This window comes from Burkholderia sp. AU30198, assembly GCF_020419825.1.
Lineage (GTDB): Bacteria > Pseudomonadota > Gammaproteobacteria > Burkholderiales > Burkholderiaceae > Burkholderia.
Genome location: NZ_JAIZSA010000010.1, coordinates 12,907 through 27,779, shown reverse-complemented (window position 1 = coordinate 27,779; position 14,873 = coordinate 12,907). Strand labels below are relative to the sequence as shown.

Below are 14,873 nucleotides of genomic sequence, written 5' to 3'. Positions count from 1 at the left end.
TGGCTATTTTTATTCGGACACTTGTTGTGGATCTGTAAGTGGAGCATCACTGCCAGGCAGTGGATGTGACGGAAAGCAGCGCCCTGAAGTATGCCTTATTCCGCCACTGAGCCGTTAGGGCTGCACGAACTATCTCGCTCGCCGCAACACGCCATCGGGCGTGGCAGAGCGCCCTGCAGTCGGGCAGATAGATATCTTTGTCTCATTTGCGTCACACCCTGACAAATGCATTACCGCACACCGACTCCCAAACGGAGTGGCGAGGGACTCATCAGGTGCATGACAGAGGACCGGCCAGCTTCAGGCTTGGGCGGCAGTGAAGTTGCCGCCCCGGGTATCGACACCCGTGCCGATTGGCTTCCGCGCTCGTTCATTTGACGATTGCAAGCCATTGAGCCGCGCCAGCCAGGGGGAACGAGAACGGCCTCTCGAAAAACCCGGTAGCGGCAAGATTCCAGCGTCGACACAACGCGCTGGCCGCATCGCCCGGCACGATGCGGGCGTTGCGCGCGGTCGTCTCGTGAACGCCACACCATGCGATGCGGCTTCGGCGGGGTGACGCACACCCTCGCCCCGCCGCAAGCGCTTATTTAGTTAGCGTGGTCGACAACGAGATCGAAATCGCGCATGACATTTGAAGTCGCACTGCCCATGGGCTAGTGATCGCAGTAAAACGCTCTGACAGGCTCATGAAATTCCGATGCGCAAAGCTCGCCGGGACGCTCGCCTTTCTACCGCTACACCGCGATCAATCGCCGCCAGAATCGCTTGGTCTTCCCGATTCCCTTGATAACAGGCCGCCAGGCCCTGGCCAGCGGAAGCACATCGCGCAAGGCCATGGGCCCTTCGTCCAACCGCAATTCGTTAAACAGACGGTTCTGTCGAGCGCTCAGCTCATCATGTCTGCGCGAGAGATCGTCGTAGGATTTTTGCAATTCCTCTAATGCCAGGATGTTTGCAGCCTTTTCAGCAAGCGCCTCGTCTCGAGCTTCCGAGATCATCGCCAGTTCCTGCCTATGAGATTCGCTTGCAATACGCGCGCTTTCGATCTCGCGTGCCGATATGAGTTCTCGCTCGGTCACAACGTTATTGAGAGACGAATGCAGCGCATCCCGATCATGCACCAAGCTTTGGCGCTCTTGAATCAGTCCGTCTCGCTCGTGGATCAGCCCATTTCGCTCATGAATCATCCCGTCCCGCTCGTGGGTCAGCCCGATTCGCTCGTGTACCAGTCCGTCCCGCTCGTGGATCAGCCCGTTTCGTTCATGAATCAGCCCGTCTCGCTCGTGGATCAGCCCGATTCGCTCGTGTACCAGTCCGTCCCGCTCATGGATCAGCCCGTTTCGCTCATGAATCAGCCCATCCCGCTCGTGGGTCAGCCCGTTTCGCTCGTGTACCAGCCCGTCCCGCTCGTAGATCAGCCCGTTTCGCTCATGAATCAACCCATCCCGCTCGTGAGTCAGCCCATCCCGCTCGTGCACCAACCCGTCTCGCTCATGAATCAGTCCATCCCGCTCGTACACCAACCCGTCTCGCTCATGGACCAGCCCATCCCGCTCGTGAACCAATCCGTCTCGCTCATGGATCAGCCCATCCCGTTCGTGAACCAATCCGTCCCGCTCTGAATGAATAGCCAGACGGCGGCTTGCTCTTTCCCTATATACATTGAATGTGACTTCCGAGATCAGATCATCGCTAAATCTCATCAGCCCCATTAATTTGTAAGCCGCGTAATCGTAAAACTCTTCGATCGGGTGAAATTTTGCCTCACCATACGGAGCATCAAAAGATGTGACAGAAAAACGCCCATTCAAATCAAGAACGTTCAATTTCGCCATCAAACCGTCAATCTTCTTCCAGAGCAGATCAACCCACCAATTGATTTCGGATGACTCTGGGTCGCCCAATCCGGTTACGCCATCGGCAGTGATTTTATTGACGCAAGTCCGCCGCCTCATAATGATAAGCGGAACGCCAATCTCTTCAGATAAGGCAATGAGGTCTTTCAGATAGTGGAGATAAATCTCCAGGTACTGGTGGCTGGTCGGAGAAATTCTGGTCCAGCTACCATCCATGAATCCATCCGGCCATTTCCAGTGCGGGCCCAGCGCCCCCGACTCCATGTCGGAAATAATGCAGCCGTCTTTTTCGTAATAGTCGTTCGTGAAATCGCTAGTCGGATCGAAAAGCAAAAACTCGTACGCACCCTTTTTGAGTTTGTGCAGCGCCTGCTTTGTCAGCTCGAAATTGATCCGCTCGGACAACTGGTGATCGGAGGATCCGAAGTATGTGCGCCCGTCGACCTTATTCGACATCAAACAAGGCACACTTACACGCCACAAGTGGGTAACATCCGCCAACCGGCTCATTCTTCCGGCAAGAACTTCGGTAACGCACCCACCGATGCTCAAAATTTTAGGCTTTCGCAAAACCGAGACTGGAGCCTGCCCGGCTTCGGTAATGTCGGTCCCACCCACTCGAAAAATTTCGCTGATGCTCATGATCTCTTGATTGCCACGATCGCGCCGGCTGGAGCAACACGTTACGTGCTCGCCCCCCCCCTTTCGGCCGCAGTAGCACAACTCGATCGTCAGACGAATCGGGCTATCTACAGTCTTATGCTTTCCATACATATAACCTTACAATTTGCATATATTGACACATCAGATCAAGATATCTCGACAAATAAGAAAGAAAACAAAACAAAACCCGGCGTTGACGTTGCAATTAAGCCACGGGGAGACGAAATGCACGCCGCACTCCTTGACAGGCTCAAATTGACCGGATCGCAAGATGAACAGGGCGAAATTGACAATCGACCCCGTATAGGCATGAATCGTCAGACTCGATTCAATCGCTGACGACCTGGGATGCTGATACTGAACGCGGGATTCCTCCGTCAAGATCGGCCGAAACGGATCTGGACGGCAAACAAGCCAACGGCACCGCAAACGGGTCCCGGTCACGCCTCAGGCGCCAATTCCCGGGCAAGCGTGGCACGACCGTTGCAATGCCCGACAGGTTCGGAGATGCAATTCAGATGCCTCACCGACGGAAGTGTCGTGAGATCTGGTGATTGATGGAGTGTGGGTTGATGCTCTTGACCAGACTCAATTACATACAAACTACCCCAACCATCAGTAAAACATGGCGCGAGCGCTTGCATCAATTGAAGCGTATCTGCACGAAGCCAGAGCCGGAGCCGGAAGATGTCATCGACAAACGTTTGCGCGCCGGGCAAAAAAAACGGCAGCGGTAGAAACATGCTTGCCGGGCGTACTACGGAAACCATTTGAGTAACGGCGGAACGGATTCAAACCATCCCGCATCACCCAAATAGCGCACCAATCGTGCCGGTAGGTCGCGAAACTGAACCGAATCAAATCGATCGTGACGCATCGCGAAAATTGGTGATCCGTCGAAACTCCACCGAATCCCGCAATATCCAGGGTCGCGACTTATTGCCACTCACGCAGATTGGAACACGCAGACAAGGGAGGGAAATTAGGGACGGTGCCCGTCAAATCCGGCGAACCACCTTTCCCGTCACCGATCGGATATCAGCCCGATTGCCCAGATCTTTTGTTTTTTCTTTACTCTCAAAACTGGCAATTCTCAGCCGATCTCCAGCCCTCGAATTTATTCAAAAGGTCGCTTTACCGACAGACCAAGCTTCTTTAAAAGAGAAAAATCAATAACATCTGCCTTTCTCTTCCCGAGAGACTCAACCTGGTAAACCTCCAGCGATTTGAACGCCAGCCCAAGTGCTCGCTCATCATCGCTCTTTCCAAGATCCGACGGTCGCGTAGCGTGATGAATCAGAAACTCCAATGTAATACCATTCGAGGTATCCGCCTCCGAAGGCTTGAAGAATATCTGCTCCTGAACCCACATGTTCTTCTCGGCAAACGTCCATCCCGCAGCTCGAACACCGTTCGCAAAGAGATCAACCTTCTGCTCTGTCACAGTAGGCGGGACGAATGCCGAAACGTTGACATCAATTCTCATCAGCGTCCGCGCAGCAAGCGCGTGCCCGGGCACGACGAGCCTCACCACCGCCTCCTTGGACCACCGCCCGAACGACTCGGCAAACGACAGGCCTTCACAAGCGATCGAAACAGGATCTTTGGAAAAATCAGCAACCAAAGTTTGCCTTATTTTCCCCGGAACAACATCGGACCGCATAACACATTCCCCTTCAAATTAAGGTACAAAACTCGACAAAGCCGACAAAAACAGACTTAACTCCGACGAGCCACCATCTCGAATCGCCTCGCCTTGCCCAAAGCATCCAGCGCCCCATTGACAACGGGTACATCATTGAATCACATCGTTCGTGAAGTCGGTGGCACGCCCGCATTCGAGAATGCGTAATTCTGCACCATCCCGACCGAGACCGCGAGCGCAATCTGCTGACACACGTTGAAAATAAGTAAAATTCAACATTATTGCGATTACGTAAGTGCGATCCACGCCGGAAGTTCCGGAACTGCACCACCATGGCACATGCCGTCACGGACATGAAACCCTGCATCCGAGAAATAGTTCTGGCATGTCACATTTCTCTCGGTAACCTTACTAACAGCTTTCACCACATCGTGGACAGCGAGTAACCGAGTCATCACGTAGTTTAACAACGCCATCTCAACGCCCAAGCCGAAGACGCGACAAGACATTACCACTTGCTCAATGATACTGTCGCGAATGACTGCGACCGCCACGATCCCGTGCCCAGCATGTTTATCCACCATGTCAAAAGCTAAGAACTCTCCCCCCGTAGCGAAGAGCGCCTCGCACTCCTGCTCAGTCCAACGCTTTCCGGTTGTGTTGAATTGATTCGTCTTGTTCAACAATTCGAATGATCTGGCGTATTTTGCATCGCCTCGGCGATTAATTATTCCTGGCCTTACCCGGATCTCCAGGGATTGCAAATAGGCCAGACGGTCCACACCTCGAGAATTGAGCTCTCGATCGATCTTTGCTCGAATCAGCCCGGTACGCGCCTTCGACTCATCTGTCACGACCGACACCTGCGTTTCTGGCGAATAGTGAAGAATCATCCTCCATCGACGTTGATCGCCCGTGAGCATCCGCATCTCCGGGAACGCTCGCCTGACCTCGTCAAGCTCCGCCGGATTATCATCGACGAACAAAACATTCTGCGGAAGTATGTTGACTTCGCGCAGAATTTCCCTGATTGACTCGGACTTCGCTCCCCAATTCACCTTTATTGAGCAAAAATCATCGAGAGCGATACGACTCCCCCAAACCCTTGAAAAATTCTCAAGGATAAATTGCTCATCGTTCTTGCTTGATATCGCCAGGAGAATACCTCGCCTCTTGCACTCCATCAGTGCTTCCGCGTATCCAATAGGCCAACCTTCGACGAGCGATGCACTGACAATCTCATCCTCCTCGGCCAGAACCCCTTTCCACAAGGTATTGTCCAAATCGGTGACAATCAATTTTATTGGGTTCTTTGACTTCAAAACCTTTAGCGCCTGATCAACGCGCGCGATCAATGCCAAATAAAACTCTGAACTATCGTTGGCGGCATGAGTAAAATGATTGAAATACCCGTCGTAGCTGAACATATCGCCATAATGCTGACGAAGGTCATTTAACTCAACATAGTATCCGTCAGGAGTATGATCCAGAATCTCGGCCAGACGATCGTTCATGGAACGAACGAGCACATACAAAGATGTTTTCCGATTGTTCCAAAACAATCCCCGGTGACTCGCTATCGGCTCGATAAATGAAGTGAAGAAGACCGGCACACCTGCCGGAAGGGCCGACATGAACTTGTTTACAAGTTTCTCCAGGAGTTCGCCAGCATCTCTCAATATGGACGCCTGCTCCTCCTCCGACATCTTCACATGCATCAAGTCATCCTCGTGACGAGAAATGACTTGATACAGGACAAAACGCAATGTCAACTGAACCAAGACGGCATCGTAGTGTCGCCCTGAAATATCCGGAATTTCGTTGGGCAACCACGAATTCATTAAAAAATGGTCTGCCTTGTGCGAAGTATTGCGAATAATATCCGTCAGCATTTCTGCCGTACATGTCCCGATAACAGCGAAATGTTTTGATTCACCTTCATCCAAATCCAATTCACTTGGAAACATCCATTTCGGATCAGGGCGCATTCTCGTGTTACCCGACGGGTACCACGTCCCGGTTAGCAGCCCAAGATCAAGGACATCGCCGTCGACATGCTCTCCCGCCTCAATTTGATAAACATCCAGCGATTTGAGCGCAAGGCCAAGTGAACGAGAATCGTCAAGCGACTGGTTAACATCCATCGGCCTGGTTGGATGATGGATAATAAATTCCAGGGTTACATTACCCACCCCACCATCCTTCGGCACCTTAAAATAGATGCTTTCCGTTTTATTCTTACCTCCTTCGTGAAAAGACAATGTCTTTGCCCTAACACCATTTAGCAAAACATCGGCCCTTTGACACCCAACACTCGGAGATATGAATGCCGAAACATTCACCTCGATCTTCGTGATGGCGCGGGTAGAGACAACTTCGGCCGGCAGGCCAACCTTGGCGATCGTTCCATCAGTCCATCGACCGAACGACTCCGCGGAACATATACCACTGCTTGTACACGGCAACACTTCATCCCGAAAATCGATCCTCAGAACTCGCATCATTTGCTTTCTCGCTCGGATTTCTTTCAGTTTTTTCGGAATACGCCACAGTCGCATAATCAATAGAATTGTCAAACTTTCTTAATTTTGCTAAAAATAATCCACGCCGCTGAACATCAGTCTCGACGCCTGGATCACCCGACGACGACCAAGCCTCTCTGCCTCCCCTTCACCGTTCTCGCGTCGAACTTGCGCATCTTTTCCATCACCAGCCTCTACGCCATCGGATTCTAACCTCGAAGAGAAATCACGATAAAGACTGGCGTTTTTCCCAATTCGAAGCCGAACTGGAATTCGCGATATTACGATGTGACGCCCTGCGGCATGCTCTCGACACCACTGACCTTGACTAAGACGTTGCCCGACCACTTTGCCGAGTTTTTGCAGCTGTCCCGTATCGAGCTCGAAGAGATAGACACGCGCTCGGTTACGGTTCACCGAACCCTGACGAGTGCGGCGCTAGCTGTAAGCCGCAGCAGGCGCTCATCTCGTGGATCAGAGATTGCGTGCCGCGACGCCCACAACCTGGTCGATGGTACAACCGCGTCAACCACATCGCTCTTACGGTGCTCGCCTGACTTCCTCATAGGGTGACAAGTCTCGGTGACTCCAGCTCGATCGCCACCGTACACGACACCGATCGTATCAACGCGCCTGAATAGGCCTCCCCCGACCCGATAAGCCAGGCGTTGAGCCATGAATATTGTCAATTGATAGCGTGACCGGCGCGGCTTTGAGCCGTGACTGGCGGCAACATCCTTCGGCGACAGCAACGGCTGAGAATTTCTCAGAAGGAGCAACCCGAGCTGAAAACGAAACGCCAGCGCGATCCGAGGCTTGATCCGCCCCCCTCAACTTGAGAGAGGTCGATTCCGCTCGTATCGAGCCCGCACCGCCAAGCATTCGATGCATGGACGACATGCACGAAATCGGTGCAAGAATCCGTGATGCGCACCCTTCAACCTCGCACGTCACAAGTCTCTTGCTCAGGAGCCGTCCGGTTAAAATAGCGGACGCATCAAATTTCGCAGCACTCGGAATCTCATCTTATGGCCAAGGCGACACACCGGACCGTCAACATCGCGTCGAACCGCTGCACGGGTGGTCTATCACGAAGACGAAACGCGTCTTGGGTCGAGCGCAGTTGCTCCCGTCAGCAAGCTCGAGAAATCGTCGTCCCCGCCGTCCAGGCGCAATGCCTCAACGACCTGTCGCGCCCCGAACAGCAATCGACAACTTCAACGGTGAAGATCGTTTATCGACCTGACAACGCCTATGGCCTGAAGCCGCTGACCGCGGTTGAGCGGCGTGCAATCTCGACGTCAGGTTCCGGCTCGACCGGCGACGTGCTGGAAGCATATGGCCGCGAGCAAGTGATGAGCGTTGACAACATGGACTACGCCCCCAGCAGAACGGCAGCCGCACGTGGAAATACGGGGTTGACGCGTGCAACGCCACTTGATGAGAACCTCAGCATGAGTGCCCCTCTCCCGGACTATCAGGACACAACGATCGGGCGCCCTCTCGGCATGACCTCACTTCCATCGCCGGCGCGCTTCGGATGACATCGGCCAGCCCGGAGAATTGAGGGCTTGCGCGACAGTGCCCCCATCATTGAGCCGGGTTTCGACAGAGGATAGAATATTTACAGCGCCATCAATCCACTCCAAGCAGAAAGACGGAGACATATTTTGGAATTTATTTACAAGCGGAATTAACAAAGAGGCGTGCAAATGGACATCAAAAGCATAATTGATAATCCGCTTCGATTTAAGCTGGGTGACGGCAGCATTTCAAAAAGCAACCTGATACTGCGAAGCGGCGGCGAAATTGAAGGCGGAGTCGACGAAATTTCGTGGAAAACTGAAGACGGCGCGCTCCTGTTTTTTGACAAAGAAGGTAAAAATTGCACCAGATTCGATTCGATAAAATTCGAATCCCCTGAACGGTGGCAGATGTACGGAAGCGGATTTTCGCTTGAGAAGAAAAATCGTTCAATTCGCATTCTTGAACCACTGACAGCCGGTCACTGGAACCATCTCGTTAGTAAAATCAACATCGAAATCGGGAAAAATTTCGAATCCGAAGCGCTTCTGGTTATATTTAACTCGGCAGGCTGCTCCTTTGGATCAAGAGGTCCAGGAGGAACAAGATGGGAATTTTTTGGCCTCCCAATTGCCCTCAGCATGGATTTCGCCCGATTTTCCGAAAGCGGCCCCGCTCACTGGTATCTTTACGACGTCCAATACATACTTGACTCAATAACCGGCCTAATAAACAGCAGTAAATACAAGCACGTCTTCATGTGCGGAATGAGCTCGGGAGGCTATGCCGGAATATTTTATTCCGAGAAATTATCCGAACTGCACCCCACCGTTAATTTTGTTAGCCTGGCCATTAATCCACAAACGGGTCACGCACCGGAACATAGAAAATTCCTCCGTGAAAGCATCAAGGAGAATTTGCCCGCGATCATTTCGGATGACTGCTATGCAGCGCGCTCTCACGACGAAACCGATATAAGAAACATTATCCTCAATCGCGACGATCGAGCAAATTTAAAGCATAAAATATTTTACGACAGCCTCAATGCTGCAGAGCAGTATTATGCCGAGATGCTGACCGGCCTGAAGCAGGTGTATGCTTTCCCGCATAAACTTGGAATGAACCACTTCGACGGCTGCATGACGCTATTTAATCTCGACGTAATATCAAACGGAATTCTAGAAGAGCTGGGCGGAAAAAGGCTCGATCTCGACTACATATACTAATTCGCGCATTAGACAGGTGATGGAATGATTGCTTTTTTGAAGAAAAAGCAGGAAAGTGAAGTAGCAGCAGAGGCACAGGAAAACTGGGAAAGCGTCACCATTGAAAATAGTGATGCCATCGTTGTCATCGGCGACAGCCACATGGACGGCTATTTCTCCTTGCGAGACAAATCCGCCATTAGCCTACTTTCCTCGCTGACGAAATATCAGGTTAAGAATTTCTCGGTCGCCGGAAACGACTGTCTGACGATGATGAAGCGAATCATCGATGACGAGCCTTATTTTGATGGGAAGAGATTCAGCGACTTTAACGCGAAATTCGCTGTAATCATTAGCAGAGACAATGACCAGTGGATGCGGGCCGCTGGCATGCGACACTGGCAATTCGCCATTGAGCGCTTAATTCGCACCGTCCGCTGCTTTGGAATCGAACCCATCCTCGCCACGGAATTTCGAGGCAGTGCAACGGAGTACTCAGCACTTCGATATATCGCGGATAAACATAACGTGATGTTCGTCGACTCCATGACGCACAACCAGCAAATTGGAGAATTGACGCCAAGCCCGTTCTTTGGCGCCAACGAAATTCATACCGGCACAAGATCCAATGGGATACTGTGGTTCAATATCGCATCCGCACTCAACAGCCTGCCGGCACCAGACCGATCATTAAAAATTTACCGGCCCCGCCATCAGGCTACGACCTATCAGATCGAAGATCTAATTAATCTTGACAACTTCGATCTGCTGGAGAAATGGAAAGAGATATCAATCACCCACAGTCATCTGCATCGATCGAAGCAGAGAGATTATGATTGTGTAGATAAGATGTCGGTAGGCGACAACTCGAGAAAGACCGACGAATATTTTCTGCTTGAAAGCAAGCAGTCTCTCTTGTTCCCCAATGTAGGCCTGATAGAGGTAACCCTACCCGGCACGCCAAGAACATTAGATGAAGTTAAAATCGAAATTGACACTTTCGAGCAAGGCGTCAGAATTTTTGTTCATGATCATCTCGACGCCGGTTCATTCATTTCCAACCAGGAAAAGTATCAATCAGGACGCGGGGTAGTTAATGGTGCATGGAGGGAGATCGGGGTTTCAAATGAGCCGATCTATATTTCGAAGAAAGAATTACCTCATGCCATGTGCAATGACAGTATATCTTTGCTCATCGAAAGCCCGTCGCCCTGGAAGTTAATGGATGTCAAAATCTCGTACCGAGGCAGCCTGGGTAAACCCTCTCTCCCGGCCAAACCTGTATTCCGCGAGTTTGGCGGAGAAATGCTGGAGAATCCGGGCCTCGATCTGACTGACGGCTGGTCGATCGCGGGGAAAATCGAACGCATCCAGCCGATTGACGCAGTCAATTTGCCCTTGGCTCCGGATGGAACCGATGGCCATTCGGCTTATCGTCTGGATATTGGCACTGCTATCGGTCAATCAGTCCGATTGCAGCGGCCTGTGCTGGAGCGCCGCTATCGCTTGACCGTATGGGCCCGCTGCTTCCCCCCGGCCTTTGTCGACCCCGATAAAATCGATTCCAGCATCGGTGAAAATAAAGAGTTCATCGATCGATCGACTTACAAAGGCGAAACCCCCATTACGTCGGCTACAAATGATCTGAAGATGCTTCGCCTTGAGTATTCATTTGGAAATATTATTCCAAATGGCGGCGGCATATACATGGAAAATTTTGTTCCGTTGGTATGGGCTCCGATATCATTTGACTTTGTTTACCCCGCATTCCCTCGTGACAACGCATGTTTCACATTCCGCTGCTCTGCCCCAAGCGGAGAGATTCAAATTTCAAAAATGTCACTTAGAGAAGTGCGCTAAATTTCAACGAAAATTGGCTCGTTTCGTGCGTCAAGAAATGTAATGCAGTGAGAATATCGGAGCGGATATCACATGGGGTACCGCTCCGCCGTTCGCTACCTTGCTGACCTCCGGAGACGGCTTCGTTGACCATGATGCGCGCGAATTGCTGATGCGGCGCCGGCCCCACTGACCGGCGCCGACAAGCTTGCCAAGGGTAATCGATCCACCATCGGAGTGTTGATCACTTCGGCCAAGAGCCAAATTTGCATCGGCATCGGCGCTTTGAGATCTCGGATCGAATCCGGTATCTGCTTTCGCAATCCGAGCCGTGTGGGTGCACCCCGAACGGGCAGCAAACAGCGCCATCAGACCGCATGAGTTTGTTGGGACATTCAAAAATTCGATGCTCCGGGACATGCGATCCTATTGCCGCAACGCTTCGTGAAGAGAACCCACCTCGATGGCCAACAGCGCTATTTTTTCGATCTGCACACCCAACCATATCGGGCAGGCATCCGTATTTTTCAACAGCCTGAACGATGCGGATCCTCAAAACCGAGATGACGTCGACAGATATTTGTTTATAGTCGGTGCACCCGCCAATTTTTCACTTGACGAATCATTCTGCGACAAAGTCATTCGTGCGGAAAGCGTAACCCCGCCCCACTTTATCGAGCAGCTTTCGAATCGATACACTCCCGCCGAACTATGCTGGTCACTCAAACCGGTACTGTTTAAAAGAATACTGGAGAAATACGAATCGGCGCTATATTTCGACACCGACATATGGTTTACCGGAAAAGTCGCCGACATTTTTACGGAATTTAGCGATTCCGATATATTGCTCACGCCACACTATCTCGAACCGTTCAATCACCAAACTCCATTTGGAGTCAAGGCGCTTAGCTTACTCCGCGGTGGCGTTTTCAACGCCGGATTCATTGGAGTTCGACGATGCGCCCAGGGCACTTCGTTCCTTGATTGGTGGGAGAGTCAGGTAGTCAGACACGGCAGAAACGACCCGGACAAGGGGATGTGCGGCGATCAACGCTGGCTCGATCTGGTTCCGGCGTTATATCCGAGCTGCAAAATCTCTCGACACCCAGGCATGAATGTAGGATATTGGAACTTACACGAACGACATATCGCTCTCATACAAGGGCGACTTACAGCCAACGAACGCGAGCTTATTTTTATTCATTTCAGCGGATTTAACCCGGAGCAACCGGAATCTTTTTCCAGCCACTTGCCTGCGTTCAAGGCTCAAGAACCACTACTGTCAATCATTTTATCCTACAATACCGCCCTCAAAAAATCCTCGGTCTTTGACAAAAACATTTATATTTATAAAAAATGGTGGCATAGGCAAGTCAAATTTTACAGACGAATTCGAGATGCATACAGAAACCCGCGTGATCAGTTCTCTTCTTAAGCCGCGCACGGCTGCGATCCTTGTGACGCACAATAGATGCGACTACTTGAAGCACGCCATCAATTCGCTCGAAAGTCAAATTAAGAAGACCGATTTAATCTACATCGTAAATAACGCTAGCACCGATGGCACTGCAGAGTACCTGGCCAGCAGCGGCTACAACTCCGACCCTCGCTTCAAAGTAATCAATTCAATACACAACGAAGGTGGGGCTGGAGGATTTCATCGCGGAATGCGGCAAGCCATCGAGGATGGTTATGACTGGCTTTGGCTTCTCGACGACGACTGCGTGGCCCATCCTGCCGCTCTTTCCGAGTTAGCTAAAATCGCCATCGGACCGCTTGACAATATCGGATTCGTCTGCAGCCATGTGGTTTGGAAAGACGATAGCCCGCATGAAATGAATCTTCCAGGAATTCGGCTGCACTCCTCGGGCCAACCGTTCAACAAGCTTCTTGAACACAATGGTCTCCTCGTACGCTCTTGCTCGTTCGTTTCCGCCCTCATCTCCAGGGAAGCGGTTCTAAAATTCGGCCTCCCATTTAAAGAAATGTTTATTTGGGGCGACGATATAGAATATACCGAGAGAATTACAAACGGGAAAATGCTCGGGATTTACGCATTCAAGAGTGTCGTTACGCATCTTACGGACAAAAACGAGAGTGACGATCTACTTCGCGCTCCACCCGAAAAATTCAAAAAACATTACTACGGAATAAGAAACAACCTTTTCAGAAAGAGAATTGCGAAAGGATGGCGGTCGTACCTGCTGGATCTCGCCGAGAGTATTTTTATTTATAATGCGAAGATAGCATCCGAACGCAACAGCTCGAGATTATCTGCCATTTCAACAAACACGCGCGCGTCTTTGGCGAGCTTATTCTTTCGACCATCCGTCGAATATCCCGACCAAGCACAACGCCCCGATCACAAATAAAAAAATTCGTCGCACTAATTCCCGCCCTGTAAATTTTGCAATTTACAGGGCGACCGGAATATAACCTCGACGGTTATGCGAGGGGATCAACTACAAAAGGCGACATCGGAGCCCCTGATTTAACTGCGGACAGATACTGCTCCGCAACATCAAGCGCCTCGCCAATCGTTACATGCATATCCAGGTAGCGATAGGTGCCCAATCTCCCGACGAATGTCGTATTTTCTTCCTTTTGCGCCAGCGCGACATAGCGATTGAGCAACTCCTTATCGTCGACCAGGCGGACAGGATAATAAGGGACGTCGTCCGGACCACAAGTCCGACTATGCTCCTTGTAAATCACCGTCTTTTCATGCTCCTCCCACGGCGAAAAATGCTTGTGCTCCGAGATACGCGTCCAGGGCACATTTTCTTCGCAGTAGTTGATTACAGCATTCCCCTGGTAATCCCCTTCGTGCCGTTCGGTAACAAAATCGAGCGTCCGATAGCCCAGGCGGCCGTATTCGAAGCCGTACCATGCATCCAACGGGCCACTGTAAAACACGTGATCGTAACTCTCAAGGGTGTCTTTTTCGACCTTCGTACCGAGATGCACCTTGATTTTCGGGTGGTCAATCATCTTCTCGACGATGTACGTATACCCGTGCTTCGGCATCCCTTGAAATTTGCTTGCGTAATAATTGTCGTCGTAATTAAATCGAATCGGCAATCTTTTCAGAATGCTCGCGGGCAGAACCGAAGGATGCAATCCCCATTGCTTCGTCGTGTAGCCCTTGAAGAACGCGCCATAGAGCTCCTTTCCGACAAACCTAAGCGCCTGCTCTTCAAACGTTTGAGGATCTTCGATAGTTTTGTCACCCAGATCCGCGACAAATTCCTTCGCCTCATCCGGAGAAAAAGTCTTATTGAAAAAATTATTAATCGTGAACAGATTGATCGGCAGCGAATATACCTTGCCACCGGTTATCGCCTTTACCCGGTTCGTGAACGGCATAAATTCATCGAATTGCCGGACATAGTTCCAGACTTTTTCGTTGCTGGTATGGAAAATGTGGGGCCCATAAACATGGAGCATCACCCCGGTTTCCGGATCCCTTTCCGAGTGGCAATTTCCCGCGAGGTGATCACGGCTTTCAAAGATATCGACGGTCATGCCTGCCAAAGCGAGTTCGCGAGCGATGACTGCACCAGAAAATCCAGCACCAATAACGCAAATTTTTTTCACGTCAACAACCCCAATATTC

At 51.1% G+C, this 14,873-nt stretch carries 9 protein-coding genes; 5 read left to right on the top strand and 4 right to left on the bottom strand.

Translation table 11 applies throughout. From position 1 onward, the window contains the following. Nucleotides 1–737: 737 nt before the first annotated feature. The 3 genes from LGN19_RS21700 to LGN19_RS21690 form a co-directional block, all read right to left on the bottom strand. The gene (locus LGN19_RS21700) at nucleotides 738–2,501 is read right to left on the bottom strand and encodes a hypothetical protein (protein ID WP_226217040.1); all 1,764 of its coding nucleotides are present in this window, start codon (nucleotides 2,499–2,501) and stop codon (nucleotides 738–740) included. A gap of 1,138 nt (nucleotides 2,502–3,639) precedes the next feature. Then, on the bottom strand, nucleotides 3,640–4,185 hold the full coding sequence (locus LGN19_RS21695; protein ID WP_226217039.1) for a hypothetical protein: 546 nt from the start codon (nucleotides 4,183–4,185) through the stop codon (nucleotides 3,640–3,642). A gap of 269 nt (nucleotides 4,186–4,454) precedes the next feature. Further along, the gene (locus tag LGN19_RS21690; RefSeq protein ID WP_226217037.1) at nucleotides 4,455–6,671 is read right to left on the bottom strand and encodes an HAD-IIIC family phosphatase; all 2,217 of its coding nucleotides are present in this window, start codon (nucleotides 6,669–6,671) and stop codon (nucleotides 4,455–4,457) included. Between the two features lie 1,046 nt (nucleotides 6,672–7,717). Here LGN19_RS21690 and LGN19_RS21685 point away from each other — a divergent pair. The 5 genes from LGN19_RS21685 to LGN19_RS21665 all read left to right on the top strand — a co-directional run bounded on the left by LGN19_RS21685 (nucleotide 7,718) and on the right by LGN19_RS21665 (nucleotide 13,629). Next, on the top strand, nucleotides 7,718–8,233 hold the full coding sequence (locus LGN19_RS21685; protein WP_226217035.1) for a hypothetical protein: 516 nt from the start codon (nucleotides 7,718–7,720) through the stop codon (nucleotides 8,231–8,233). Between the two features lie 168 nt (nucleotides 8,234–8,401). Then, complete coding sequence (locus LGN19_RS21680; protein WP_226217033.1) at nucleotides 8,402–9,439, top strand: hypothetical protein; 1,038 nt, start codon at nucleotides 8,402–8,404, stop codon at nucleotides 9,437–9,439. A 24-nt stretch (nucleotides 9,440–9,463) separates the two neighbouring features. Beyond that, the gene (locus LGN19_RS21675; protein WP_226217031.1) at nucleotides 9,464–11,278 is read left to right on the top strand and encodes a PadR family transcriptional regulator; all 1,815 of its coding nucleotides are present in this window, start codon (nucleotides 9,464–9,466) and stop codon (nucleotides 11,276–11,278) included. Between the two features lie 442 nt (nucleotides 11,279–11,720). After that, nucleotides 11,721–12,692, top strand: coding sequence for a hypothetical protein (locus LGN19_RS21670; RefSeq protein ID WP_226217029.1), 972 nt, complete (start codon nucleotides 11,721–11,723; stop codon nucleotides 12,690–12,692). Continuing rightward, entirely contained in the window at nucleotides 12,655–13,629 is a 975-nt protein-coding gene (locus tag LGN19_RS21665; RefSeq protein ID WP_226217027.1) for a glycosyltransferase family 2 protein, read from the top strand. The genes LGN19_RS21670 and LGN19_RS21665 overlap by 38 nt, the downstream gene beginning before the upstream one ends. A 73-nt stretch (nucleotides 13,630–13,702) precedes the next feature. Here LGN19_RS21665 and glf read toward each other — a convergent pair whose 3' ends face one another. Beyond that, the gene (gene glf, locus LGN19_RS21660) at nucleotides 13,703–14,854 is read right to left on the bottom strand and encodes a UDP-galactopyranose mutase (RefSeq protein WP_174957000.1); all 1,152 of its coding nucleotides are present in this window, start codon (nucleotides 14,852–14,854) and stop codon (nucleotides 13,703–13,705) included. Nucleotides 14,855–14,873 lie beyond the last annotated feature (19 nt).